31 protein-coding genes are annotated in these 24,861 nt (G+C 60.5%); 18 read left to right on the plus strand and 13 right to left on the minus strand.

What is annotated here, in order from left to right; all coding sequences use genetic code 11:
* Window positions 1–72: 72 nt before the first annotated feature.
* From ACQKP2_RS09340 to pilG, 3 genes are read right to left on the minus strand one after another with little or no spacing between them, the layout of a single operon-like run.
* The gene (locus ACQKP2_RS09340) at window positions 73–612 is read right to left on the minus strand and encodes a chemotaxis protein CheW (protein ID WP_427575988.1); all 540 of its coding nucleotides are present in this window, start codon (window positions 610–612) and stop codon (window positions 73–75) included.
* A gap of 10 nt (window positions 613–622) precedes the next feature.
* Window positions 623–988, minus strand: a complete 366-nt coding sequence (gene pilH / locus ACQKP2_RS09345) for a twitching motility response regulator PilH (protein WP_427575989.1) — start codon at window positions 986–988, stop codon at window positions 623–625.
* A 57-nt stretch (window positions 989–1,045) separates the two neighbouring features.
* Window positions 1,046–1,450 (minus strand): twitching motility response regulator PilG, encoded by a 405-nt coding sequence (gene pilG / locus ACQKP2_RS09350; protein ID WP_427576028.1) that lies wholly within the window; start codon window positions 1,448–1,450, stop codon window positions 1,046–1,048.
* 355 nt (window positions 1,451–1,805) lie between these two features.
* On the opposite strand from pilG, the gene gshB reads away from it, so the two are divergent.
* The 7 genes from gshB to ACQKP2_RS09385 all read left to right on the plus strand — a co-directional run bounded on the left by gshB (window position 1,806) and on the right by ACQKP2_RS09385 (window position 7,811).
* On the plus strand, window positions 1,806–2,759 hold the full coding sequence (gene gshB / locus ACQKP2_RS09355; RefSeq protein ID WP_427575990.1) for a glutathione synthase: 954 nt from the start codon (window positions 1,806–1,808) through the stop codon (window positions 2,757–2,759).
* Between the two features lie 64 nt (window positions 2,760–2,823).
* Window positions 2,824–3,723, plus strand: a complete 900-nt coding sequence (locus ACQKP2_RS09360; RefSeq protein WP_427575991.1) for an energy transducer TonB — start codon at window positions 2,824–2,826, stop codon at window positions 3,721–3,723.
* A gap of 187 nt (window positions 3,724–3,910) precedes the next feature.
* A complete protein-coding gene (locus tag ACQKP2_RS09365; RefSeq protein ID WP_427575992.1) occupies window positions 3,911–4,483 on the plus strand; it encodes a YqgE/AlgH family protein in 573 nt (190 codons plus the stop codon).
* Complete coding sequence (ruvX, locus tag ACQKP2_RS09370) at window positions 4,483–4,920, plus strand: Holliday junction resolvase RuvX (RefSeq protein WP_427575993.1); 438 nt, start codon at window positions 4,483–4,485, stop codon at window positions 4,918–4,920. Before ACQKP2_RS09365 ends, ruvX begins: the two co-directional genes overlap by 1 nt.
* An 87-nt stretch (window positions 4,921–5,007) precedes the next feature.
* Window positions 5,008–5,511, plus strand: a complete 504-nt coding sequence (pyrR, locus tag ACQKP2_RS09375) for a bifunctional pyr operon transcriptional regulator/uracil phosphoribosyltransferase PyrR (RefSeq protein ID WP_427575994.1) — start codon at window positions 5,008–5,010, stop codon at window positions 5,509–5,511.
* 27 nt (window positions 5,512–5,538) lie between these two features.
* Complete coding sequence (locus ACQKP2_RS09380; protein WP_427575995.1) at window positions 5,539–6,543, plus strand: aspartate carbamoyltransferase catalytic subunit; 1,005 nt, start codon at window positions 5,539–5,541, stop codon at window positions 6,541–6,543.
* Complete coding sequence (locus ACQKP2_RS09385) at window positions 6,540–7,811, plus strand: dihydroorotase (protein ID WP_427575996.1); 1,272 nt, start codon at window positions 6,540–6,542, stop codon at window positions 7,809–7,811. Before ACQKP2_RS09380 ends, ACQKP2_RS09385 begins: the two co-directional genes overlap by 4 nt.
* Window positions 7,812–7,975: 164 nt before the next feature.
* Here the strand turns inward: ACQKP2_RS09385 and ACQKP2_RS09390 are convergent, their stop codons facing one another.
* Window positions 7,976–8,398, minus strand: coding sequence for an NINE protein (locus tag ACQKP2_RS09390; RefSeq protein ID WP_427575997.1), 423 nt, complete (start codon window positions 8,396–8,398; stop codon window positions 7,976–7,978).
* A 248-nt stretch (window positions 8,399–8,646) separates the two neighbouring features.
* Between ACQKP2_RS09390 and ACQKP2_RS09395 the strand changes: the two genes are divergently transcribed.
* Window positions 8,647–9,267, plus strand: a complete 621-nt coding sequence (locus ACQKP2_RS09395; RefSeq protein WP_427575998.1) for a C40 family peptidase — start codon at window positions 8,647–8,649, stop codon at window positions 9,265–9,267.
* Window positions 9,268–9,396: 129 nt separating this feature from the next.
* On the opposite strand, the gene ACQKP2_RS09400 is transcribed toward ACQKP2_RS09395, so the two are convergent.
* A complete protein-coding gene (locus ACQKP2_RS09400) occupies window positions 9,397–10,431 on the minus strand; it encodes a type IV pilus twitching motility protein PilT (protein ID WP_427575999.1) in 1,035 nt (344 codons plus the stop codon).
* A gap of 56 nt (window positions 10,432–10,487) precedes the next feature.
* On the opposite strand from ACQKP2_RS09400, the gene ACQKP2_RS09405 reads away from it, so the two are divergent.
* The 9 genes from ACQKP2_RS09405 to ACQKP2_RS09445 all read left to right on the plus strand — a co-directional run bounded on the left by ACQKP2_RS09405 (window position 10,488) and on the right by ACQKP2_RS09445 (window position 17,175).
* The gene (locus tag ACQKP2_RS09405) at window positions 10,488–11,174 is read left to right on the plus strand and encodes a YggS family pyridoxal phosphate-dependent enzyme (RefSeq protein WP_427576000.1); all 687 of its coding nucleotides are present in this window, start codon (window positions 10,488–10,490) and stop codon (window positions 11,172–11,174) included.
* A gap of 34 nt (window positions 11,175–11,208) precedes the next feature.
* Window positions 11,209–12,027 carry a pyrroline-5-carboxylate reductase gene (proC, locus tag ACQKP2_RS09410; RefSeq protein ID WP_427576001.1) on the plus strand — a complete coding sequence of 273 codons (819 nt, stop codon included), beginning with the start codon at window positions 11,209–11,211 and terminating at the stop codon, window positions 12,025–12,027.
* 24 nt (window positions 12,028–12,051) lie between these two features.
* Complete coding sequence (locus tag ACQKP2_RS09415) at window positions 12,052–12,639, plus strand: YggT family protein (protein ID WP_427576002.1); 588 nt, start codon at window positions 12,052–12,054, stop codon at window positions 12,637–12,639.
* Window positions 12,640–12,821: 182 nt separating this feature from the next.
* Window positions 12,822–13,961: a homoserine O-succinyltransferase MetX gene (metX, locus tag ACQKP2_RS09420; RefSeq protein WP_427576003.1), complete on the plus strand. Its 1,140-nt coding sequence runs from the start codon at window positions 12,822–12,824 to the stop codon at window positions 13,959–13,961.
* Window positions 13,962–13,968: 7 nt separating this feature from the next.
* The gene (gene metW / locus ACQKP2_RS09425; RefSeq protein ID WP_427576004.1) at window positions 13,969–14,589 is read left to right on the plus strand and encodes a methionine biosynthesis protein MetW; all 621 of its coding nucleotides are present in this window, start codon (window positions 13,969–13,971) and stop codon (window positions 14,587–14,589) included.
* A 26-nt stretch (window positions 14,590–14,615) separates the two neighbouring features.
* A complete protein-coding gene (locus ACQKP2_RS09430; protein WP_427576005.1) occupies window positions 14,616–15,050 on the plus strand; it encodes a DUF4426 domain-containing protein in 435 nt (144 codons plus the stop codon).
* Window positions 15,047–15,643, plus strand: coding sequence for an RdgB/HAM1 family non-canonical purine NTP pyrophosphatase (gene rdgB / locus ACQKP2_RS09435; RefSeq protein ID WP_427576006.1), 597 nt, complete (start codon window positions 15,047–15,049; stop codon window positions 15,641–15,643). The genes ACQKP2_RS09430 and rdgB overlap by 4 nt, the downstream gene beginning before the upstream one ends.
* Window positions 15,640–16,842: a radical SAM family heme chaperone HemW gene (hemW, locus tag ACQKP2_RS09440; protein WP_427576007.1), complete on the plus strand. Its 1,203-nt coding sequence runs from the start codon at window positions 15,640–15,642 to the stop codon at window positions 16,840–16,842. The genes rdgB and hemW overlap by 4 nt, the downstream gene beginning before the upstream one ends.
* Window positions 16,843–16,851: 9 nt before the next feature.
* Window positions 16,852–17,175 (plus strand): DUF3392 domain-containing protein, encoded by a 324-nt coding sequence (locus ACQKP2_RS09445; RefSeq protein ID WP_427576008.1) that lies wholly within the window; start codon window positions 16,852–16,854, stop codon window positions 17,173–17,175.
* A gap of 127 nt (window positions 17,176–17,302) precedes the next feature.
* On the opposite strand, the gene trmB is transcribed toward ACQKP2_RS09445, so the two are convergent.
* The 4 genes from trmB to ACQKP2_RS09465 form a co-directional block, all read right to left on the minus strand.
* On the minus strand, window positions 17,303–18,028 hold the full coding sequence (gene trmB, locus ACQKP2_RS09450; protein WP_310056073.1) for a tRNA (guanosine(46)-N7)-methyltransferase TrmB: 726 nt from the start codon (window positions 18,026–18,028) through the stop codon (window positions 17,303–17,305).
* A 9-nt stretch (window positions 18,029–18,037) separates the two neighbouring features.
* Window positions 18,038–18,832: a thiazole synthase gene (locus tag ACQKP2_RS09455; RefSeq protein WP_427576009.1), complete on the minus strand. Its 795-nt coding sequence runs from the start codon at window positions 18,830–18,832 to the stop codon at window positions 18,038–18,040.
* A 60-nt stretch (window positions 18,833–18,892) separates the two neighbouring features.
* Window positions 18,893–19,093, minus strand: coding sequence for a sulfur carrier protein ThiS (thiS, locus tag ACQKP2_RS09460; protein WP_007953386.1), 201 nt, complete (start codon window positions 19,091–19,093; stop codon window positions 18,893–18,895).
* Window positions 19,094–19,164: 71 nt separating this feature from the next.
* Window positions 19,165–19,545: a DUF423 domain-containing protein gene (locus ACQKP2_RS09465; RefSeq protein ID WP_427576010.1), complete on the minus strand. Its 381-nt coding sequence runs from the start codon at window positions 19,543–19,545 to the stop codon at window positions 19,165–19,167.
* A gap of 73 nt (window positions 19,546–19,618) precedes the next feature.
* Here ACQKP2_RS09465 and mtgA point away from each other — a divergent pair, with 73 nt between their 5' ends.
* Window positions 19,619–20,341 carry a monofunctional biosynthetic peptidoglycan transglycosylase gene (mtgA, locus tag ACQKP2_RS09470; protein ID WP_427576011.1) on the plus strand — a complete coding sequence of 241 codons (723 nt, stop codon included), beginning with the start codon at window positions 19,619–19,621 and terminating at the stop codon, window positions 20,339–20,341.
* Between the two features lie 179 nt (window positions 20,342–20,520).
* On the opposite strand, the gene rpoH is transcribed toward mtgA, so the two are convergent.
* The 4 genes from rpoH to ftsY all read right to left on the minus strand — a co-directional run bounded on the left by rpoH (window position 20,521) and on the right by ftsY (window position 24,618).
* Window positions 20,521–21,375 (minus strand): RNA polymerase sigma factor RpoH, encoded by an 855-nt coding sequence (gene rpoH / locus ACQKP2_RS09475; RefSeq protein WP_110965350.1) that lies wholly within the window; start codon window positions 21,373–21,375, stop codon window positions 20,521–20,523.
* Between the two features lie 113 nt (window positions 21,376–21,488).
* Window positions 21,489–22,511 carry a permease-like cell division protein FtsX gene (ftsX, locus tag ACQKP2_RS09480; RefSeq protein ID WP_427576012.1) on the minus strand — a complete coding sequence of 341 codons (1,023 nt, stop codon included), beginning with the start codon at window positions 22,509–22,511 and terminating at the stop codon, window positions 21,489–21,491.
* Window positions 22,508–23,179 carry a cell division ATP-binding protein FtsE gene (gene ftsE, locus ACQKP2_RS09485; protein WP_427576013.1) on the minus strand — a complete coding sequence of 224 codons (672 nt, stop codon included), beginning with the start codon at window positions 23,177–23,179 and terminating at the stop codon, window positions 22,508–22,510. The genes ftsX and ftsE overlap by 4 nt, the downstream gene beginning before the upstream one ends.
* Window positions 23,176–24,618, minus strand: coding sequence for a signal recognition particle-docking protein FtsY (gene ftsY / locus ACQKP2_RS09490; protein WP_427576014.1), 1,443 nt, complete (start codon window positions 24,616–24,618; stop codon window positions 23,176–23,178). The genes ftsE and ftsY overlap by 4 nt, the downstream gene beginning before the upstream one ends.
* Window positions 24,619–24,861 lie beyond the last annotated feature (243 nt).

The raw sequence follows: 24,861 nt of genomic DNA on the forward strand, positions 1-24,861 counted from the left end.
ATGGAGTGTCAGTCGACATCAATGCAGCTGATACACCATCGCGAGCAGGCTCGCTCCCACAAGTAAACTGCGTTAAGCCGCGATGTTCATGAAGCCCTGCGACCTCGCCAACGCATGCGGGCTGAACACCCGCCAGGTCTGTTCGCGCTGATAGCAACCTTCGACGAACGCCGACATCGCCCCCTGCACATCTTCGGCCGGAACCGGTTGCAGGCTGCCCTGGGCAAAATGCTGAAGCCCGAAGACCTCGTCGACCATCAGCCCGGCAAACACTTCCTGATGCTCCACCACCAGCACCCGCCGCTGCCTGCGCGCCGCCGACAACTCGTGCCCGAAGAAACCGCACAAATCCATGACCGGCAGCAGGCGCCCGCGCAGGTTGGCAACGCCCCTGACCCAGGATTTCACCCCCGGCACCTGGGTCAACCGCGGTTCATGCAACACTTCACTGACTTCGCTCATGGGCGCGACATACCAGTACTCGCCCAGACGAAAGCCGATGCCGCTCCAGCTGTCCTGCCCCGTCGGCTGGGACGGCAAGTCCGCCGCCAACAGGCGACAACGCTGGTCGATCTGCAACAGCAGTTCGAAAGCGGTCAGCGACTGGTTCATGGCCGTGTGCTCAACCGGCCAATACGTTATCGAGGGTCTTGATCAGCGTTTCTTCATCCACCGGCTTGGTCAGGTAATCCCGGGCGCCCTGGCGCGTGCCCCAGACCTTGTCGGTTTCCTGATCCTTGGTGGTAATGATGATGACCGGGATGTGCCCCGTTTCCGGGTCCTTGGTCAGTTGACGGGTCGCCTGGAAGCCATTGAGACCGGGCATGACGATATCCATCAGGACCGCATCGGGCTTTTCCAGACGCGCCAGGGCCACGCCATCGGCGCCATTTTCGGCTTTCAATACTTCATGACCGTGCTTTTCCAGCATGCCGGTCAGTTTGTACATTTCGGTCGGCGAATCATCGACGATCAGAATTCGTGCCATGGTCTTCCCCATTCTTGTCGACGCAAGGCCCGCTGGCCGAGCGTCACTGTTCGTGTCTTACTGCGGCAAAACAGCGGCAAAGCCCGGAACATGGGCCTGGATCGCGTTCAGCAGTTCTTCCTTGCTGAAAGGCTTGGTCAAAAACTGGTCGGAGCCGACGATGCGCCCCTTGGCCTTGTCGAACAGCCCGTCCCTGGACGACAGCATAATCACCGGCGTGGACTTGAATGCACTGTTGTTCTTGATCAAGGCGCAGGTCTGATAGCCATCCAGGCGCGGCATCATGATGTCGACAAAGATGATGCCGGGGTGATTGTCGGCAATCTTGGCCAGGGCATCGAAACCATCAATGGCCGTGATGACCTCACAACCTGCATTCTTGAGCAGCGTTTCTGCGGTACGGCGGATCGTTTTCGAATCATCGATCACCATGACCTTCAAGGCGCTGGGATGTCGTTCCATAGTTGCGCCACCGTCGCCTTTACGAATCTTTTTGTCCATTTGCGGGCTCAAAACCCTTGATGCTCAAGGGTTAGTACAACTTGGCAGTCTTTTTAGCACAGTCTCCAATACCAATCTATCGGCCGGTCTTCGAGGCGGTTTTTCCTTGACCGGGAACACACTCGGCGCCACTCTGTGGCCACTTTTTCGTGTCCTTTTGGCCGACCTTCTACTGTAGGAGCGAGCACGCTCGCGATGGAAGCCGGAGCACCGCGGGGTGTCAGGCCGCCAGCGTTATCGTTGACGACCATCGCGAGCATGCTCGCTCCTACAGGGTTCAGGTCGACATCAGCCCCCATTTTTCGAGGAAAACCCAATGAGCGTTCGCGTCGGGATTGTCATGGACCCAATCGCCAGCATTTCCTATAAAAAGGATAGCTCGCTGGCCATGTTGCTGGCCGCGCAAAAGCGTGGGTGGGAACTGTTCTATATGGAGCAGCGTGACTTGTACCAGGCCGAAGGCCAGGCCCGGGCGCGGATGCGTCCACTCAAAGTGTTCGCCAACCCGGAAAAATGGTTCGAACTGGAAGCCGAACAGGACACGTTGCTCAGCGATCTGGATGTGATCCTGATGCGCAAGGATCCTCCGTTCGACATGGAGTTCGTCTATTCGACCTACTTGCTGGAGCAAGCCGAAAGCGCCGGCGTGCTGGTGGTCAACAAGCCGCAAAGCTTGCGTGACTGCAACGAAAAACTGTTCGCAACGCTGTTCCCCCAGTGCACGCCACCCACTGTTGTGAGCCGCCGTGCCGACGTATTGCGTGAGTTCGCCGCCAAACACGGTGACGTGATCCTCAAGCCGCTGGACGGCATGGGCGGTACCTCGATCTTCCGTCACCGCGCCGGCGACCCCAACCTGTCGGTGATCCTTGAAACCCTGACCGCCCTCGGCGCCCAACAGATCATGGGGCAGGCCTATCTGCCGGCGATCAAGGATGGCGACAAGCGCATCCTGATGATCGACGGCGAGCCGGTGGATTACTGCCTGGCGCGCATTCCGGCCCAAGGCGAAACCCGCGGCAACCTTGCCGCCGGCGGTCGTGGCGAGGCTCGCCCACTGACCGAGAAGGATCGCTGGATCGCCGCACAAGTCGGCCCGACCCTGCGCGAGAAAGGCCTGCTGTTCGTCGGCCTTGACGTGATCGGCGAGCATCTGACGGAAATCAACGTCACCAGTCCGACCTGCATCCGCGAGATCGATAACGCCTTCGGCACCGACATCGGCGGCATGTTGATGGATGCCATCGATCAGAAGCTAAAGGCTCGTTGATAAGCCAAACCAACATTGCGTTATCATGCGCGGCCTGTGAAAACGCGATGTTGGTTTCCTTGACATGACCCTCCCGTCCGATCTGCCCGCCGAACTCGCCCACCGTGGCGTGCGCCCGGCCGATCGCCTTGGTTTTACCCTGTTCCTGGCAGCGCTGGTGCACTTGGCGCTGCTGCTGGGTGTCGGCTTCACGATGGTCGAGCCCAAGCAGATCAGCAGAACCCTGGAAATCACCCTCGCCACCTTCAAAAGCGAAAAGAAGCCTGAAAAGGCCGATTTTCTGGCTCAGGAAAATCAGCAAGGCAGCGGCACCCTGGATAAAAAGGCGATCCCCAAGACCACCGAGGTCGCGCCCTTCCAGGACAACAAGGTGCAAAAAGTCACGCCACCACCGGCCGCCAAGCCCGAGGTGCAGGAAGCCCCGCCGAAGGCTGCCGTGACCACCGTCGCACCGAAACCGAAAAAGGCCCCGGCCAAGACCGAGGAGCCCAAGACCGAGGTCAAGCCCCAGCTCCAGGCACCGACGTTCGACAGCGAGCAACTGTCCAGCGACATCGCCAGTCTTGAAGCGGAACTGGCCAACGAACAACAGCAGTACGCCAAGCGTCCACGCATCCACCGCCTGAGCGCCGCCTCGACCATGCGCGACAAGGGGGCCTGGTACAAGGACGAATGGCGCAAGAAGGTCGAGCGCATCGGCAACCTCAATTACCCCGAGGAAGCTCGACGCAAGCAGATTTACGGCAATTTGCGCCTGATGGTGTCGATCAACCGTGATGGTTCGCTGTATGAAGTGTTGGTGCTCGAATCCTCCGGGCAACCGCTGCTGGATCAGGCGGCGCAGCGCATTGTCAGACTGGCGGCACCTTTTGCGCCGTTCACCGGGGACTTGTCGGACATCGACCGCCTGGAAATCATCCGCACCTGGAAATTTGCCCGCGGGGATCGGTTGTCCAGTAATTGATGACCACCCCCTGTAGGAGCGAGCACGCTCGCGATGGACGTCAACGATATCGCTGGCGGCCTGACACCCCGCGGTGCTCTGGCATCCATCGCGAGCATGCTCGCTCCTACACGAATCCCGTTGTTTGCGGGATTTGCGGTGCATCTCCAGCTTGTCAGTTCGTCCCTCGAACGCCACACTAGCGCTCATGAAAAACGTCAGCCCCAGCTACCTCAAGCATCACTTCCTGATCGCCATGCCACACATGGTCGACCCGAACTTTGCGCACACCTTGACCTACATCGTCGAGCACACGGCCAATGGGGCCATGGGGCTGGTGGTCAACCGTCCGCAAGACCTGAATCTGGCCGATATCCTCGAGCAATTGCGCCCTGAAATAGAGCCGCCTGCCCTCTGCCAGCATGTACCGATCTTCATCGGCGGGCCGGTTCAGACCGATCGTGGTTTCGTCCTGCACCCCAGCGGGCAGACTTATCAGGCGACTGTCGACCTCGAAGGCGAGCTGTCCCTGTCCACGTCCCAGGATGTGCTGTTCGCCATTGCCGATGGCGTCGGTCCGGGCAAGAGCCTGATCGCCCTCGGTTATGCCGGATGGGAAGCCGGGCAACTGGAGGCCGAATTGGCCCAGAACGCCTGGCTGACCTGCCCGTTCGACGCCGACATCCTGTTCAACACCAGCAGCGAGCTGCGTCTGGAAGCCGCGGCCAGGCATCTGGGGATCAACCTCAGCCTGCTCACCAGTCAGGCGGGGCACGCCTGATGGCACTGCGGCTGATTCTGGGTTTTGACTATGGCACCCGGCAGATCGGCGTTGCTGTCGGCCAGGTGATCACCGGCCAGGCCCGCGAGCTGTGTACCCTCAAGGCGCAGAACGGCATTCCCGACTGGAATCAGGTCGATGCCTTGATGAAAGAATGGAAGCCCGACGCCGTAGTGGTCGGCCTGCCCTTGAACATGGACGGCACCCCCAGCGAAATGTGCGCCCGCGCGGAGAAGTTCGCCCGGCGCCTGAACGGCCGCTTCAACCTGCCCTTCTACACCCACGATGAACGCCTGACCACCTTCGAAGCCAAGGGTGAACGCATGGCCCGTGGCGGTCAGAAAGGCAGCTATCGCGACAATCCGGTCGACGCCATCGCCGCCGCCCTGTTGTTGCAGGGCTGGCTGGACGAAAACGGCGCACTGTTCCAATCCTGACGCACCCAATCCTGAAGAGCCTGTCTCTTTTAGCTACAACCCGAGCCACCCCAAGCGCTGCACGGCCGGGTCCAAGAAGGAGCAAACATGAGCCTGCCCAACCCCGCCGAACTGATCAGCCAGATGGCGATACGTCTCAATGCCCACCTGAAACACCGAGGCATCAGCGAACCGCGCTACATCGGTATCCGCACCGGTGGCGTCTGGGTCGCGCAAGCCCTGCTCAAGGAACTGGGCAGCGATGAACCCCTGGGCACCCTCGACGTTTCCTTCTACCGCGATGACTTCAGCCAGAACGGCCTGCACCCGCAAGTGCGCCCTTCGGCCCTGCCATTCGAAATCGAAGGCCAGCATCTGGTGCTGATCGATGACGTATTGATGAGCGGGCGGACCATCCGTGCAGCCATGAATGAGCTCTTCGATTACGGTCGCCCGGCCAGCGTGACGCTGGTGTGCCTGCTGGACCTGGACGCCGGCGAGCTGCCGATCCGGCCGAACGTGCTGGGCGCGACCCTGTCACTGGCGGCCCACGAACGGGTGAAGCTGTCCGGACCTGAGCTTGCGCTCGAACTGCAAGACCTCGCCCTTTAATCCGCCCTATTGAGAGTCCCCTTTGCGATGACGCCTATAGAAACCAAGCGCCCGCTGCAGCTCAATGATCAGGGCCAGCTGCGCCACTTCCTCTCCCTCGACGGCCTGCGCCGCGAGCTGTTGACGGAAATCCTCGATACAGCCGACTCCTTCCTTGAAGTCGGCGCCCGGGCGGTGAAGAAGGTCCCGTTGCTGCGCGGCAAAACCGTGTGCAACGTGTTCTTCGAGAACTCCACCCGCACCCGCACCACCTTCGAACTGGCAGCCCAGCGCCTGTCGGCGGACGTGATCACCCTGAACGTGTCGACCTCGTCGGCCAGCAAGGGCGAAACCCTGCTCGACACCCTGCGCAACCTGGAAGCCATGGCCGCCGACATGTTCGTCGTGCGCCACGGCGATTCCGGCGCCGCGCACTTCATCGCCGAGCATGTCTGCCCGCAGGTGGCAATCATCAACGGCGGCGACGGCCGGCACGCCCACCCGACCCAGGGCATGCTCGACATGCTGACCATCCGTCGCCACAAGGGCGGCTTCGAAAACCTGTCGGTAGCCATAGTCGGCGACATCCTGCACTCGCGGGTTGCGCGCTCGAACATGCTGGCCCTGAAAACCCTGGGTTGCCCGGATATCCGCGTGATCGCGCCGAAAACCCTGCTGCCGATCGGCATCGAGCAATACGGCGTGAAGGTCTACACCGACATGACCGAAGGCCTCAAGGACGTCGACGTAGTGATCATGCTGCGCCTGCAGCGTGAACGCATGACCGGCGGCCTGCTGCCAAGCGAAGGCGAGTTCTACCGCCTGTTCGGCCTGACCACCGCGCGCCTGGCCGGGGCCAAACCCGATGCCATCGTCATGCACCCAGGCCCGATCAACCGCGGTGTGGAGATCGAGTCGGCGGTGGCCGACGGCCCGCATTCGGTGATCCTCAATCAAGTGACCTACGGCATCGCGATACGCATGGCCGTTCTGTCCATGGCCATGAGCGGGCAGACAGCGCAACGCCAATTCGAGCAGGAGAACGTTCAGTGAAGCTCAGCATTCTCGGCGCCCGCGTCATTGATCCGGCCAGCGGCCTGGATCAAACCACCGATATCCATATTGAAGCCTGCAAGATCGTCGCCATTGGCGCCGCACCGGCCGGCTTTGTGCCGGTAGACACCATCAACGCCCAAGGCCTGGTGGCCGCCCCCGGCCTGGTCGACCTCAATGTCGCCCTGCGCGAGCCGGGTTATAGCCGCAAAGGCTCGATCACCAGCGAAACCCGTGCCGCCGCCGCAGGTGGCATCACCAGCCTGTGCTGCCCGCCGAAAACCAAACCGGTGCTGGACACCTCGGCCGTGGCCGAGCTGATCCTCGACCGTGCCCGCGAAGCCGGCAACACCAAAGTGTTTCCGATCGGCGCCCTGAGCAAAGGCCTGGAGGGCGAACAGCTTGCCGAACTGGTTGCGCTGCGCGATGCCGGTTGCGTGGCCTTCGGCAACGGCCTGGAGAGCTTCACAAATACCCGCACCCTGTGCCGGGCGCTGGAATACGCGGCAACCTTCGACTTGACCGTGATATTCAACTCTCAGGACCATGACCTCGCCGATGGCGGCTTGGCCCATGAAGGCCCGACGGCGAGCTTCCTCGGCTTGCCGGGCATTCCGGAAACCGCCGAAACCGTGGCCCTGGCCCGGGACCTGCTGCTGGTCGAGCAAACCGGTGTGCGTGCGCACTTCAGCCAGCTCACCAGCGCCCGCGGCGTGCAGTTGATCGCCCAGGCCCAGGCCCGCGGCCTGAAGGTCACGGCGGATGTGGCGCTGTACCAACTGATCCTGACCGACGAAGCACTGATCGACTTCAGCAGCCTCTATCACGTGCAGCCGCCGCTGCGTACCCGCGCCGACCGCGAGGGCCTGCGCGAGGCCGTGAAGTCCGGGGTGATCTCGGCCATTTCCAGCCATCACCAACCCCACGAGCGGGACGCCAAACTGGCCCCCTTCGGCGCCACCGAACCTGGCATCAGCAGCGTTGAACTGCTGCTGCCGCTGGCGATGACGCTGGTGGAGGACGGCTTGCTGGACCTGCCGACGTTGCTGGCACGTCTGAGTGCCGGCCCAGCCGAAGCGCTCGGCCTGCCGGCGGGTACTTTGGCGGTGGGGGGCGCGGCGGATATCGTGCTGTTCGACCCTGCGGCGTCGACCGTGGCCGGCGAAACCTGGTTGTCGAAGGGTGAAAACTGCCCGTTCATCGGCCATAGCCTGCCGGGTGTGGTGCGCTACACCCTGGTGGATGGGCGGATCAGTCACCAGGCGTAACCACCCGCCGATCGTTTCCACGCTCTGCGACCGCTATTGGAACGCGGAGCGTCCCGGGCTGCATTCCCACGCGGAGCGTGGGAACGATCGGCAAGTCGAATCGTCGCACCGCAGCTCCCACAGGATTGAGTGATCCCTGTGGGAGCTGGCTTGCCAGCGATGGCTTACTGGAAAGTGCCTCTGTTCTGCGCATTGCGCACGGAGACCTGGTCATTGAGCGTCCAGAAGTCATACAGCACACCCACGAAGAACAACCCGCCCGTTAACAGATAGAGCAGCCCACTGATCCATTTCCCCTGGTACATCCGGTGCACACCGAATACCCCGAGGAATGTCAGCAGTATCCACGCCACGTTGAATTCGATCGGCCCGGCAGTGAACCGAAGGTCTGCTTCACGGTCCATGGCAGGGATCAGAAACAGATCGATCAACCAGCCAATCCCCAGCAGTCCGAACGTGAAGAACCAGATCGTACCGGTCACAGGTTTGCCGTAATAAAAGCGATGAGCCCCGGTAAAACCGAAAATCCACAGCAAGTAACCGATAACTTTACTATGGGTGTCTTGATGGGATTGATAGGTGTTCATGGATGACCTCGAATCACACGATAGATAAATATTTTTGAATTCTTTGTGACTTCTTTACGAGCACCCGACGTACGGCAAGTGCTACCTTCTTTCGCGTCAAACCCTTCTAGCGCCTGACTTCTGTCCGACAATTGCGTCAATTTGCCGCTTGTTTGGTTCCGTTGACTCCAAGGTTGATCGACCAACGGCCTCGGAAGCGCAAAAAAAGCTGTTATAAAGTTGCGCGCTAACCCACACGAGCCTTGCCTATGCGTCCATTTTTCAAGACATGGCTAACCATTTGCCTATTATTGCCACTGGCCGCTCACGCCACCAATCGTGAGCAACGTTTACCTAACGTTAATGGTTACACCCCAAAATCCCATGCTTCTGCTCCATCGAGCAAAAGCAAGAAGTCAGCAAAACACGCTCCACAATTGAGCAGCAACAAAAGCGGCCTGGTTCCGCCGATGGCTGCCAAGGAAAGCAGCAATGTGCTGAGCCGCGCCGTCAATGTCCTCGGTACACCGTATCGTTGGGGCGGCAGCAGCCCAAGCAAAGGTTTCGATTGCAGCGGCCTGGTGAAATACGCGTTCAACGACGCCACGTTTGACCTGCCACGCACTTCCAATGCCATGGCCAGCGGTCATGGCGAGAAAGTCGATCGCAGCGACCTGAAGCCAGGCGACCTGATTTTCTTCAACATCAAGAGCCGTCGAGTCAATCACGTTGCCATCTACCTGGGCAACGACCGTTTCATCCACGCGCCTCGCCGTGGCAAATCGGTGAGCATCGACACCTTGAAGAAACCGTACTGGGAAAACCACTACGTGGTTGCCAAGCGGGTTCTGCCGAAAGAACCTCATCAGATGCGTGTTGCCCAGCGCTAAGACCGATCGTTCCCACGCTCCGCGTGGGAATGCCTCAACGGACGCTCTGCGTTCGGCTCTTGAGGGACGCGGAGCGTCCCGTGCTGCATTCCCACGCAGAGCGTGGGAACGATCAGCAACCTTCCCCTTCTAGAAGCTATCTGGCGAGCGCGCCTTTTCCCGCGCCACATCACGACTGACCAAGCCCTTGGTCACCAGATTCTTCAAGGCCATATCCAGCGTCTGCATCCCCAGCGACCCGCCCGCCTGAATCGATGAATACATCTGCGCCACCTTGTCCTCACGGATCAGGTTACGGATTGCCGACGTACCCAGCATGATTTCGTGCGCTGCAACGCGCCCACCACCGATTTTCTTGACCAGCGTCTGGGACACCACCGCCAGCAGCGATTCGGAAAGCATCGAGCGCACCATGGATTTCTCGTCCCCCGGAAACACATCGACGATGCGGTCGATGGTTTTCGCCGCCGACGTGGTGTGCAGCGTGCCGAACACCAGGTGCCCGGTTTCCGCGGCGGTCAGCGCCAGGCGAATGGTCTCCGGATCCCGCATTTCGCCCACCAGGATCACGTCCGGATCTTCACGCAGGGCCGAGCGCAGCGCTGCAGCAAAGCTGCGGGTATCGCGATGGACTTCGCGCTGATTGATCAGGCATTTGCGTGATTCGTGAAGAAATTCGATCGGATCCTCGATAGTGAGGATGTGGTGATGGCGATGGGCGTTCAGGTAGTCGATCATCGCCGCCAGCGTGGTGGATTTGCCGGACCCGGTCGGCCCGGTCACCAGCACCAGACCGCGCGGAGCGTCGGTCATTTTGTGAAACACTTCGCCCATACCCAGTTCTTCCATGCTCGGAATCCTGGACGGAATCGTGCGCAACACTGCGCCGGCGCCACGGCTCTGGTTGAATACGTTGACCCGAAAGCGCGCAATGCCAGGCACATCGAAGGAAAAGTCGGTTTCCAGATGCTTTTCGAAATCCACCCGCTGGGTGTCGTTCATGATGTCGTAGAGCAGTTCCTGCACCTGCTTGTGATCCAGGGCTGGCAGGTTGATGCGCCGCACATCGCCGTCGACGCGAATCATGGGCGGCAGGCCGGCGGACAGGTGCAGATCGGATGCCCCCTGTTTGGCGCTGAAGGCAAGCAATTCAGTGATATCCATAGCGCACCTCAATTCCAGTAGAATGCCGCGAACCTTCAGACCGCTGGTTCCTCTTGATGTCCACCATAGCAGACAACATTCTCGACGTTAGTTCGCGCATAAAAGCTGCAACACTCGCCGCCAAACGCGAAGAAAACAGCGTTCAGCTTCTGGCGGTGAGCAAGACCAAACCGGCTCAGGACCTGCGCGATGCCTATGCCGCCGGCCTGCGCGACTTTGGCGAGAACTACCTGCAGGAAGCTCTGGGCAAGCAGCTCGAATTGGCCGACCTGCCCTTGATCTGGCACTTCATCGGCCCCATTCAATCGAACAAGACTCGCGCCATCGCCGAGCATTTCGACTGGGTGCATTCCGTGGATCGCTTGAAAATCGCACAACGCCTGTCCGAACAACGTCCCGCCGATCTGCCGCCACTCAATATCTGCATCCAGGTCAATGTCAGCGGCGAAGCCAGCAAATCCGGCTGCACCCCGGCCGACTTGCCGGCCCTGGCCGAGGCCATCAGCGCCCTGCCGCGCCTGAAATTGCGCGGGTTGATGGCAATTCCCGAGCCGACGGAAGATCGCGCCGCCCAGGATGCCGCCTTCGCTGCCGTACAACGCCTGCAAGCCGACTTGAACCTGCCACTCGACACACTTTCCATGGGCATGAGCCACGATCTTGAATCGGCCATCGCCCAGGGCGCCACCTGGGTCCGCATCGGAACGGCCTTGTTTGGCGCCAGAGATTACGGTCAACCTTGACCTTGGCCGACACACCTTTAGATAAGGACCTGACATGAGCAAAACGCGTATAGCTTTTATCGGTGCCGGTAACATGGCCGCCAGCCTGATTGGCGGCTTGCGGGCCAAGGGCCTGGATGCCACGCAGATCCGCGCCAGCGATCCGGGCGAAGAAACCCGTGCACGCGTGGGCGCCGAGCATGGCATCGAAGTGTTTGCCGACAATGCCCAGGCCATCCAGGGCGCCGATGTGGTCGTACTGGCGGTCAAGCCCCAGGCGATGAAAGCGGTCTGCGAAGCCATTCGCCCAAGCCTGAAACCCGAGCAACTGGTGGTTTCGATTGCCGCGGGCATCACTTGCGCCAGCATGAACAACTGGCTCGGCGCCCAACCGATCGTGCGCTGCATGCCCAACACGCCGGCGCTGCTGCGCCAGGGCGTGAGCGGTCTGTTCGCCACCGCGCAAGTGAGCGCCGAACAACGCCAGCAAGCCCAGGAGCTGCTGTCGGCCGTCGGCGTTGCCTTGTGGCTGGACGAGGAACAGCAACTGGACGCCGTCACTGCGGTGTCCGGCTCGGGCCCCGCGTATTTCTTCCTGCTGATCGAGGCCATGACCGCCGCGGGCGTGAAACTCGGCCTGCCTGCGGACGTCGCCGCCCAACTGACTCTGCAAACCGCCCTGGGCGCCGCACACATGGCGGTGAGCAGTGATGTCGACGCCGCGGAATTGCGTCGCCGCGTCACCTCTCCTGCGGGCACCACGGAAGCGGCCATCAAATCGTTCCAGGCCAATGGCTTCGAAGCACTGGTCGAACAGGCGCTGGGCGCCGCTGCGCATCGTTCGGCCGAGATGGCCGAGCAGCTCGGTCGTTAAACCGTTCTCACAAAGGAATCAATAATGCTCGGACTCAATGACGCTGCCATTTTTGTGATTCAAACCCTGGGCAGCCTGTATCTGCTGATCGTGCTCATGCGCTTCCTGCTGCAACTGGTGCGGGCGAACTTCTACAACCCGCTCAGCCAGTTCGCCGTGAAAGCCACTCAACCGCTGCTCAAGCCATTGCGCCGGGTTATCCCGAGCCTGTTCGGACTGGACATGTCGTCGCTGGTACTGGCCCTGCTGGTGCAAATGGCGCTGTTCGCGGTCATCCTGTTGCTCAGTGGTTACCAGGTCAATTTGCTGTTCCTGGCACCCTGGGCCCTGATCGGTATCTTCGCGCTGTTCTTGAAGATCCTGTTCTGGGCGATGATCATCAGTGTGATCCTGTCCTGGGTCGCTCCGGGCAGCCATAACCCCGCTGCGGAACTGGTCCAGCAGATTACTGAACCGGTGCTGGCGCCGTTTCGCCGGATCATTCCGAACCTGGGCGGCCTCGACATCTCGCCGATCTTCGCGTTCATCGCGCTGCAGCTGCTGCAAAGCTGGCTGATTCCGCGCCTTGCCTACTACGCGCTGATGCCGCGCGAGTTGTTTGGCCTGATCTGAACCGCGTCATCGTTCTTCGCGGGCAAGCCTCGCTCCTACGGGCATTCGTAACCCTGTAGGAGCGAGGCTTGCCCGCGAATGCAACACCTGGTTTTAACTGAATCAAATCAGGCCCGGCCTTTGCTTGCCGCTAACCCCAGCGGTCTTTAGACTTACGCCTCATTTCAACGAGAGCAGGGTCGATGCCAGCTGCCTTTCCCCCCGATTCTGTTGGTCTGGTGACGCCGCAAGTGGCGCACTTCAGCGAACCCCTGGCGTTGGCCTGTGGTCGTTCGCTTCCGGCCTATGACCTGATTTACGAAACCTACGGCACGCTCAACGCCGCGGCGAGTAACGCCGTGCTGATCTGCCACGCGTTGTCCGGTCATCACCATGCCGCCGGCTATCACAGCCCCGATGACCGCAAGCCCGGTTGGTGGGACAGTTGCATCGGCCCCGGCAAGCCAATCGACACCAGCAAATTCTTCGTGGTCAGCCTGAACAATCTCGGCGGCTGCAACGGCTCCACCGGCCCGAGCAGTATCAACCCCGAAACCGGCAAGCCGTTCGGTGCCGACTTCCCGGTGCTGACCGTGGAAGACTGGGTGCACAGCCAGGCACGCCTGGCCGACCGCCTGGGCATCGCTCAATTCGCAGCCGTGATCGGCGGCAGCCTGGGCGGCATGCAGGCGATGCAATGGAGCATCACTTACCCTGACCGTATCCGTCACTGCCTGGCCATTGCCTCCGCCCCCAAACTGTCGGCACAGAACATCGCCTTCAACGAAGTGGCGCGTCAGGCGATCCTCACCGACCCCGAGTTCCACGGCGGTTCGTTCCAGGAACAGGGCGTGATCCCCAAGCGCGGGCTGATGCTGGCGCGGATGGTCGGGCACATCACTTACCTGTCCGACGACTCCATGGGCGAGAAATTCGGTCGCGGACTCAAGAGCGAGAAGCTCAACTACGACTTCCACAGCGTCGAGTTCCAGGTGGAAAGCTACCTGCGCTATCAGGGCGAGGAGTTCTCCGGGCGTTTCGACGCCAACACCTACCTGCTGATGACCAAAGCGCTGGACTACTTCGACCCGGCGGCCAATTTCGACGACGACCTGGCGAAAACCTTTGCCGGCGCCACCGCCAAGTTCTGCGTGATGTCGTTCACCACCGACTGGCGCTTCTCCCCGGCCCGCTCGCGGGAACTGGTGGATGCGTTGATGGCGGCCAGAAAAGACGTCTCCTATCTGGAAATCGACGCGCCGCAGGGCCATGACGCCTTCCTGATTCCGATCCCGCGCTACTTGCAGGCATTCGGCAACTACATGAACCGCATTACGTTGTGAGATAGCCATGAGAGCTGATCTGGAAATCATCCAGGAATGGATCCCCGCCGGCAGCCGAGTGCTCGACCTCGGCTGCGGCGACGGCGAGCTGCTGGCCTGGCTGCGCGACAACAAGCAGGTCACCGGTTACGGCCTGGAAAACGACGCAGACAACATCGCCGCGTGCATGACCAAGGGCATCAACGTCATCGAGCAGGACCTGGACAAGGGCCTGGGCAACTTTGCCAGCAACAGTTTCGACGTCGTGGTCATGACCCAGGCCCTGCAAGCGGTGCACTATCCGGACAAGATCCTCGACGAAATGCTGCGGGTCGGTCGCCAGTGCATCATCACGTTCCCGAATTTCGGCCACTGGCGCTGCCGCTGGTACCTGGCCAGCAAAGGCCGGATGCCAGTTTCCGAGTTCCTGCCGTACACCTGGTACAACACACCGAACATTCACTTCTGCACCTTCGCCGACTTTGAAGCCTTGTGCCGTGAACGTGAAGCCAAGGTCATTGATCGGCTTGCCGTAGATCAACAGCATCGGCATGGGTGGGTCAGCAAGCTTTGGCCTAATCTGTTAGGTGAGATCGGCATTTATCGTGTCAGCAGCCCGGGGCTCGCGGACCACAGGGTCGCGGTCTGAACCACCCTATTGCGAGGAGAACGATCATGGGTCGTCTAGCGCTGTTTCTACTCACCGCCTGCCTGAGTGTCACGGCCATGGCCGCCGATGCGATCAAAGGTGATCGCCAGGAAAAGTTCGGCGACGTGACCGTGCACTACAACACCTTCAACTCCACCTTCCTGACGCCGGACATCGCCAAGGCTGCTGAACTCACCCGCAGCAAGAACCAGGGCGTGATCAACATTGCCGTGCTCAAGGATGGAAAACCGCAGATGGCCCAGGTCAGCGGTACGGTCAAAGACCTGACCAGCCAGAGCGTGACCCTGAATTTCCGGCAAATCACCGAACAGGGCGCGATCTACTACATCGCCCAGTATCCGGTGGAGCAACAGGAAACCCGCACCTTTGAAATCAAGGTGCAAAACGGCGACAAGATCAACACCATCAATTTCAACCAAGAGCTTTTCCCCGGCGAATGATGAACCTCAAGCAACTCGTACTGGCCAGCCACAACGCCGGCAAACTCAAGGAACTCCAGGCCATGCTCGGCGAATCGGTGCAACTGCGCTCGATTGGCGAATTCAGCAGCGTGGAGCCTGAAGAAACCGGTCTGTCGTTCGTCGAGAACGCCATCCTCAAGGCCCGCAATGCCGCGCGCATTTCCGGCCTTCCGGCGCTGGCCGACGATTCCGGCCTGGCCGTGGACTTCCTCGGTGGCGCGCCGGGCATCTATTCGGCGCGCTACGCCGACGGCAAGGGCGATGCAGCGAACAACGCTAAGCTGCTCGATGCCTTGAAGGATGTGCCCGAGGCCGAGCGCGGTGCACAGTTCGTCTGCGTACTGGCCCTGGTGCGCCATGCCGACGATCCGCTGCCGATTCTCTGCGAAGGCTTGTGGCACGGTCGCATCCTGACCCAGGCCAGTGGCGAACACGGCTTCGGCTACGACCCGCTGTTCTGGGTACCGGAGCGCGATTGCTCCAGCGCCGAACTGAGCCCTGCCGACAAGAACCAGATCAGTCACCGCGCCCGTGCAATGGATCTGCTGCGCCAGCGTCTGGGCCTGAAATGACCCTTGAATCATCCGCGTCGCCGCTGATCTTCGGCGGCGCGCAATCGACTCGGGCGGCCTTGCCGGTACTGCCGCCCCTGGCGCTTTACATCCACATCCCGTGGTGTGTGCGCAAATGCCCTTATTGCGACTTCAACTCCCACACCGCAAGCCCGGTGCTGCCGGAGGAAGAGTACGTCGATGCGTTGCTGGCCGACCTTGACCAGGACCTGCATGCCGTCCATGGCCGCGAGCTGAGTTCGATCTTCTTCGGTGGCGGCACGCCCAGTCTGTTCAGCGCCCAGGCGCTGGGCCGCCTGCTTGAGGGTGTCGAACAGCGCATCCCGTTTGCCAGTGAAATTGAAATCACCCTGGAGGCCAATCCGGGAACCTTCGAACAAGAGAAGTTCAAGGCCTACCGCGCGCTGGGCATCAATCGCCTGTCCATTGGCATCCAGAGCTTCCAGCAGGAAAAACTCCAGGCGCTGGGCCGCATCCACAATGGCGACGAGGCGGTACGAGCTGCCGGCATGGCGCGCCAGGCCGGGTTCGACAACTTCAACCTGGACCTGATGCATGGCTTGCCCGACCAGTCCCTGGAAGATGCCCTGAGCGACCTGCGCCAGGCCATCGCGCTCAAGCCGACCCATTTGTCCTGGTATCAGCTGACCCTGGAGCCGAACACGGTGTTCTGGAACCAGCCGCCGACGCTGCCGGAAGACGACACGCTGTGGGACATTCAGGAAGCCGGCCAGGCCCTGCTGGCCGAACACGGCTACGCCCAGTATGAAGTGTCGGCCTACGCCCAACCCGGCCGAGCGGCCCGGCATAACCTCAACTACTGGAGCTTCGGCGATTTCATCGGCATTGGTGCCGGCGCCCATGGCAAGCTCAGCCACCCGGACGGGCGCATCGTGCGCACCTGGAAGACCCGCCTGCCGAAGGATTACCTGAACCCGGCGAAGCAATTTCTGGCGGGCGAGAAGGCCCTGGCCGATGACGAGATGCCTTTCGAGTTCCTGATGAACGCGCTGCGTCTGACGGCCGGTGTGGAATCGCGACTGTATCCGGAGCGCACCGGCCTGCCCCTGGAAAGTCTTGCCGAAGGCCGCGAGGAAGCCGAACAAAGCGGCCTGCTCCAGGTCGAACCGTCACGTCTGGCGGCCACCGAACGCGGACAGCTATTCCTCAATGACTTGCTGCAGAAATTTCTGACATAAGGAAATCGAATGGATTTGGTACTCGATCTGCTGGCCACCGTGTCTCGCTGGAGCCGCAGCAATCTTTCGGAAATCGCCCTGGCCCTGGTGGGCTGCCTGCTGGTGCTGTTCGGCGCGGACTTCAAGAGCTGGGTCGAGCAACGCCTGGGCAGCATCGCCGGCGCCTTGCGCGTCCCCCTGATGGCCCTGCTGTGCATGATCGGCAGCGGTGCCGCACTGATCTACGCCACGCCATGGATCGTTCGCGGCCTGAGCCAGTTCAACAACTACAGCCTTGCGCCGGTATTGCTGGTGGTATTGGTGTTGATCGGCGTGGTCGCTGACCGCCGCTGATTTTTTGCCGAATACAAAACAACTGTAGGAGCGAGGCTTGCCCGCGAAGAACGCTAACGCGGTGTATCAGTTACACGCGTAGCGCTCCCTTCGCGGGCAAGCCTCGCTCCTACAGATTGCGTGTTACTTAGGACTGCTTTTCGAACTTCAGATCCCACACGCCATGCCCAAGGCGTTCGCCACGGCGTTCGAACTTGGTGATCGGGCGTTCGGCCGGGCGTGGTACGCACTTGCCGTCTTCGGCGAGGTTGCGATAACCCGGCGCGACGTTCATCACTTCCAGCATGTACTCGGCGTACGGCTCCCAGTCGGTGGCCATGTGCAGGATACCGCCGACTTTCAACTTGCTGCGCACCAGTTCGGCGAAAGACGCCTGGACGATGCGGCGCTTGTGGTGACGGCTCTTGTGCCAGGGGTCGGGGAAAAACAGCATCAAGCGATCGAGGCTGTTATCAGCCACGCAGCGGTTGAGCACTTCGATCGCATCGCAATCGTAAACCCGCAGGTTGGTCAGGCCCTGGGTCAGTACGCCATTGAGCAGCGCACCGACACCGGGACGATGCACTTCCACGCCAATGAAATCCTGGTCCGGGGAAGCCGCAGCCATTTCCAGCAGCGAATGGCCCATGCCGAAACCGATTTCCAGGGAGCGCGGTGCCGAGCGGCCGAACACCTGGTCGAAGTCCACCGGCGCGTCGGCCAGCGGCAGCACGTACAGCGGCGCGCCCTGCTCCAGGCCGCGTTGCTGGCCTTCGGTCATGCGCCCTGCGCGCATCACGAAACTCTTGATGCGGCGGTGTTGGCGCTCGTCGCCTTCTTCCGTCTGGATTGGCGTGTCGTTCGATTCAGTCATCAATGGCTCTTACTTGATCAGACCATCCAGCGGCGAAGAGGCGCTGGCATAGAGTTTTTTCGGCATGCGGCCGGCGAGATAGGCCAGGCGACCGGCAACGATGGCGTGCTTCATGGCTTCGCCCATCATGATCGGCTGCTGGGCGTGGGCAATGGCCGAGTTCATCAGCACCGCATCACAACCCAGCTCCATGGCGATGGTGGCGTCGGACGCAGTACCGACACCGGCATCCACCAGCACCGGGATCTTGGCTTCTTCAAGGATGATCTGCAGGTTGTACGGGTTGCAGATGCCCAGGCCCGAACCGATCAGACCGGCCAACGGCATGACCGCGATGCAGCCGATTTCCGCCAGTTGCCGGGCGACGATCGGGTCATCGCTGGTGTAGACCATCACGTCGAAGCCTTCCTTGACCAGCGATTCGGCGGCCTTGAGGGTTTCGATTACGTTGGGGAACAGGGTTTTCTGGTCGGCCAGCACTTCCAGCTTCACCAGGTTGTGGCCGTCGAGCAGCTCGCGGGCCAGGCGGCAGGTACGCACAGCCTCGACGGCGTCGTAGCAACCGGCGGTATTCGGCAGGAAGGTGTAGCGATCCGGCGACAGCACTTCGAGCAGGTTCGGCTCACCCTCAATCTGGCCGAGGTTGGTGCGACGTACGGCGAAGGTGACGATTTCGGCGCCCGAAGCTTCGATGGCCAAACGGGTTTCTTCCATGTCACGGTACTTGCCGGTACCAACCAGCAAACGCGACTGGTAAGTACGACCGGCCAGAACGAAAGGCTTGTCGCTACGAACGATGCTCATGGGAAATCCTCTGTAGGGGTGAGGTACTTGCAGAATTTTGTCGGCCCTTGGGCCAGACGGCTAGCCGCCGCCGATGGCGTGCACCACTTCGACATTATCGCCGTCGTTGAGCGTGGTATCGGCATGCTGACTGCGCGGGACGATATCCAGATTGAGTTCGACCGCCACCCGGCGTCCGGTCAGATCCAGACGGGTCAGCAGGGCCGCAACGGTTTCACCGTCGGGCAGTTCAAAGGATTCGCCGTTCAACTGAATGCGCATGCGCAATGCCGCCATCATTTTTTGGGGCTGGCATTCTAGCCCGATCGTGACCCAAAGGTCAGCAACAAGCGTCAGGCGGTAAGCGGCAGGCGCCAGGCGGCAAGTCCCAGGCACACCCAGCCGATCAGGAAAAACAGACCACCGAACGGCGTGATGATACCGAGCTTGCCGAGGCCGATCGTGGTCAACAGGTACAGGCTGCCGGAAAACAGCAGGATACCGAGGCTGAATGAAATGCCGGCCCAGGTGACCAACCGGCCCTGGATCTGCGTGGCAAGCAGCGCCACTCCAAATAGCGCCAGGGTGTGAACCAATTGATAGGTAACGCCGGTTTGAAAGATCGCCAGATACTCGGCACTCAAGCGGCTTTTCAGGCCGTGGGCGGCAAAGGCGCCAAGACCGACACCGGTGAAGCCGAAAAAAGCGGCCAGCATCAGAAAGCCACGCAGCATGGAGAACTCCAGTCAGACTCGATCAACAGGGTCTGTATAATGGCCCGCTCAACGGGTTCGGCCAAGCCATTCTATGCTGCGTTCATATTTGCGTCGTTTCACCAAGGCCGTGCTCTGGTTCATGGCCGGCAGCATTTTGCTGGTGCTGATTTTTCGCTTCGTGCCACCACCGGGCACGACCCTGATGGTCGAACGCAAGATCGAATCCTGGGTCGATGGCGAGCCCATTGACCTGCAACGCACCTGGAAGCCATGGGATGAGATCTCCGATGAACTGAAGGTCGCGGTGATTGCCGGCGAAGACCAGAAATTCCCGGAGCACTGGGGATTCGACTTCGGCGCGATCAAGGCCGCCCTGGCCCACAATGAACTGGGCGGGACAATCCGCGGAGCCAGCACCCTGAGCCAGCAGGTTTCGAAAAACCTGTTCCTGTGGTCCGGCCGAAGCTGGTTGCGCAAGGGACTGGAAGCCTGGTTCACCACATTGATTGAAGTGTTCTGGCCCAAGCAGCGGATTCTTGAGGTGTACCTCAACAGCGTCGAATGGGACGACGGCGTGTTCGGTGCCGAAGCCGCGGCCAGACACCACTTCGGCATCAGTGCCCGCGCCCTGTCCCGGCAGCAGGCCAGTTTGCTGGCGGCGGTGTTACCGAACCCGCGGGTATGGAGCGCCAGCCATCCCACCTCATACGTGTCGCGGCGGGCCAGCTGGATTCGGCGACAAATGAGTCAGCTGGGTGGCGATAGCTATCTGGTGGAGCTCAATGATTCGCGGCGGGCGCCTTGGGCACAGTGACTGTGCACGGCATATACCTGTGGGAGCGAGCCTGCTCGCGATAGCGTTACAACTGATTCAATACGCTGCCTGATACGACGCCATCGCGAGCAGGCTCGCTCCCACAAAGGCAAAGCAAGCTAAATAAACAAAAACGCCCCGATCATTGATCGGGGCGTTTTTTATTGCCTGCTCGCACGTTACGCAGCAATCGACAACTTGAGCTTGTTCATCGCGCTCTTTTCAAGCTGGCGAATACGCTCGGCCGACACGTTGTACTTTTGCGCCAGGTCGTGCAGCGTGGCTTTTTCTTCTGCCAGCCAACGCTGGTAGAGAATATCGCGACTGCGGTCGTCCAGCACTTCCAGCGCTTCGTGCAGGTTGTGATTGGAGTTGTCACTCCAGTCGGCATCTTCCAGTTGACGCGCCGGGTCATACCGATGGTCTTCCAGATAGTTGGCCGGCGACTGGAACGCGCTGTCGTCGTCGGCTTCGGCAGCCGGATCGAAGGCCATGTCGTGGCCGGTCAGGCGACTTTCCATCTCGCGCACTTCCCGCGGCTCCACACCGAGGCTCTCCGCCACGCGATGGACTTCCTCGTTGTTCAGCCAGGCCAGACGCTTTTTCTGGCTACGCAGGTTGAAGAACAGCTTGCGCTGGGCCTTGGTGGTCGCAACCTTCACGATCCGCCAGTTGCGCAGGATGAATTCGTGGATTTCCGCCTTGATCCAGTGCACGGCAAAGGACACCAGGCGCACGCCCATCTCTGGATTGAAACGTTTCACAGCCTTCATCAGGCCGACGTTGCCTTCCTGGATCAGGTCTGCCTGAGCCAGACCGTAGCCGGAATAGCTACGGGCGATATGTACGACAAAACGCAAGTGGGCTAGCACCATCTGCCGAGCCGCCTCAAGATCCTGCTCATAGTAGAGACTCTCGGCCAGTTCACGCTCCTGCTCCGGCGACAGCAACGGGATGCTGTTCACCGTGTGCACATAGGCCTCCAGGTTCGCACCCGGGACCAGAGCATATGCAGGCTGCAAAGAATTGGTCATACGAAAAAACCTCCGACTTACATAACTCGTGCAGTTACGCACTGCGAAAATTGACCGGAAACCGCAGGACAAGTTCCCATAAAAACTGAAAGGTCAATACGAGCAAAATGATATTACTTTGGCGCAAGCTCCCGCAGGTGGCGAGCGACTGCAATCCATGCACCGATATACCCCAACAGCACCGCGCCAAGCAAGAGAGACAGACCGTCGGCTACCGGTACTCCGGCCAGCGCGAAATCACTGCCGTACAAACCGGCCAGCCCGACGACCGCTTCGTTCAACCAGTTCAGGCCGAACGCCAATACGCCCCAGGAAAGAATCCCCGCACCAAAACCATAGAGCGCGCCCATATAAAGGAAGGGCCTGCGCACATAGCTGTCAGTGCCACCGACGAGTTTAATCACTTCTATCTCTGTGCGGCGGTTTTCAATATGAAGACGAATGGTATTGCCTATCACCAAAAGTAATGCAGAAACCAGAAGCACGGTCAGACCGAAGACAAAACGGTCACCCAGCTTGAGAATCGCTGCCAGACGCTCGACCCAGACTAAATCAAGCTGCGCCTGTTGTACCTTCGGCAACTCGGAAAGTTTTTGTCTTAATGCTTCAAGAGCCGGCTTGTCGACTTCCTTCGGCGTGACCAAAACCACGCCTGGCAGGGGGTTTTCCGGCAGTTCCTTGAGCGCTTCGCCAAGGCCGGACTGTTGCTGGAACTCCTCGAGCGCCTGATCCCGACCCACATATTCGGCATCGGCCACGCCGGGAATGCGCTTGATCTGCTCACGCAGTGCTTCGCCCTCAGCCGGGCTTGCTTCAAGTTCCAGGTACAGGGAAATCTGCGCCGCACGCTGCCAGGACCCGCCCAGACGCTCGACGTTGCTTAGCAAAAGTGACAGCCCCATAGGCAGGCTCAGCGCCACTGCCATCACCATGCAGGTGAAGAAGCTGCCAATGGGTTGCTTGCCCAGGCGACGCAAACTGTCGACCAGACTGGCACGATGGCTTTCGATCCAGGCACGGAACAACGTGGCGAAATCCGGACCGTCATCATCGTCGTGTTTTTTCTTGCCCGGCTGCGGATCGGCAGCCTTTGGGGCCACGCGCTCGGAAACCTTTGGGCTGCGTGTCGCACTCATTCGCCGGCCTCCCCGTCACCGATCAATCGGCCGCGCTGCAAGGTCAGCATGCGATGGCGCATACGCGCGATCAGCGCCAGGTCGTGACTGGCGATCAGCACGCTGGTACCCAGACGATTGATATCTTCAAATACACCCATGATTTCCGCCGCCAGACGCGGGTCGAGGTTACCGGTCGGTTCGTCCGCCAGCAGCAAGGCCGGACGGTGAACGATGGCTCGGGCAATGCCGACGCGCTGTTGCTGCCCGGTAGACAGATCGCCGGGGTACAGTTCGGCCTTGTCCGATAGCGCCACGCGCTCCAGCGCCGAGTCCACGCGCTTGGCGACTTCGGCTTTGGACAGGCCAAGGATCTGCAATGGCAGGGCGACGTTGTTGAACACCGTACGATCAAACAGCAGTTGGTGATTCTGAAAAACCACGCCGATCTGCCGGCGTAAAAACGGAATCTGCGCGTTGCTGATGGTGCTCAGGTCCTGCCCGGCAAGCAGCAATTTGCCACTGGTCGGGCGCTCCATGGCCAGCAACAACCGCAACAGGGTGCTTTTGCCGGCACCCGAGTGACCGGTGACAAACAAGAATTCGCCCCTGCGGACTCGAAAGCTCAGCTCATGCAAGCCGACGTGACCGTTCGGATAGCGCTTACCGACCTGTTCGAAACGAATCATGAACGCTCCCGTTCGGCAAACAATGCCTGGACAAAGGGCTCAGCTTCAAAGGTACGCAAATCATCGATGCCTTCGCCGACGCCGATATAGCGGATCGGCAAACCAAACTGCTTGGCCAGGGCGAAGATCACCCCGCCCTTGGCCGTGCCGTCCAGCTTGGTCAGCGCCAGGCCGGTCAATTCGACGGTCTGGTTGAACTGCTTGGCCTGGTTGATGGCGTTCTGACCAGTACCGGCGTCAAGCACCAGCAACACCTCGTGCGGTGCGTCGGCATCGAGCTTGCCGATCACTCGACGAACCTTTTTCAATTCTTCCATCAGGTTGTCTTTGGTGTGCAGTCGACCGGCGGTATCGGCAATCAGTACATCGATGCCACGGGCCTTGGCGGCCTGCACGGCGTCGAAGATCACCGAAGCCGAATCGGCACCGGTGTGCTGGGCGATGACCGGGATCTTGTTGCGCTCCCCCCAGACCTGCAATTGCTCGACCGCCGCGGCGCGGAACGTGTCGCCGGCGGCAAGCATGACTTTCTTGCCTTCCAGCTGGAGTTTCTTGGCCAGTTTGCCGATGGTGGTGGTTTTGCCGGCGCCGTTGACGCCAACCACCAGAATCACGAATGGCTTGTTCTGGGCGACGATTTTCAACGGCTGCTCGACAGGCTTGAGCATCGCCGCCAACTCGCCTTGCAGAGACTTGTACAGCGCGTCGGAATCGGCCAGTTCTTTGCGCGCAACCTTCTGAGTCAGGCGCTGAATAATCACCGAAGTGGCCTCGACGCCCACATCGGCGGTCAGCAGACGGGTTTCGAGGTCGTCGAGCAGATCGTCATCAATGGCCTTCTTGCCCAGAAACAGGCTGGCCATGCCTTCACCGATGCTGGCGCTGGTCTTGGACAGGCCTTGCTTGAGGCGTGCAAAGAAGCCGGCCTTGGCTTCCTCGGTGCGTACCGGTTCAACCGGGGCTTCAACCGGTGCGGCGACAACAGGAGCAATAACAGGTGCAGGTGCAGGCGCCTGAACGATCGGAGCAGCCGGAGGAGTGATGACTGGCGGGCTCTGCACAACGGGCGCGACAACCGGTTCGGGCGCCCGGGCAGGAGCAGGAATCGGCGGAGTGACATGGGGTGCCTGTTCATCCTCGACCAGGGCAACCGGTTCTTCCGCCACTGGCAAGGTCAGCCAGGGCTCGGCAGCCTGGACCTGAGGCGTTTGAGCCGTGACTTCAACGGCAGGCTCGCTGGCCGGTTGCAGCACCGGCTCGGTAACGGGCGATACAACCGGTGCAGGCTCTGCTTGCTTCAAAGGTGCAGGGGCCGGCTCGGCAATGGTTTGCGGCTGTTCGACAACAGGCTCCTGCGGCTTTTTGCGCAGCCATCCGAACAGGCTTTTCTTTTCGCCAGCCGGGGCTGGGGTCTTCTTGTCGTCGTTGGAACCAAACATGGAGGACGGCTATCTCACGGTAGCGACGCGCCATCGGGCGCCCCGGCAATTGAATATTCGATGCAGAACAGACTGTGTTTGACCCAGCTTGTTCACGCGCAACAATTTGTCGAGGAGCGAACAGCACCTCAAAGGTCGACTAAATTCGAAGGACTGGAACGGCATTTTCGGCGAAAACGCAGAGTTTAGCTGACAAACTCAAAGCTTGTGCCGGTAACCCATACAACCTTCCGGCCGATCAAA

It is taken from the genome of Pseudomonas sp. NPDC089569 (assembly GCF_050280625.1).
Classification (GTDB): domain Bacteria; phylum Pseudomonadota; class Gammaproteobacteria; order Pseudomonadales; family Pseudomonadaceae; genus Aquipseudomonas.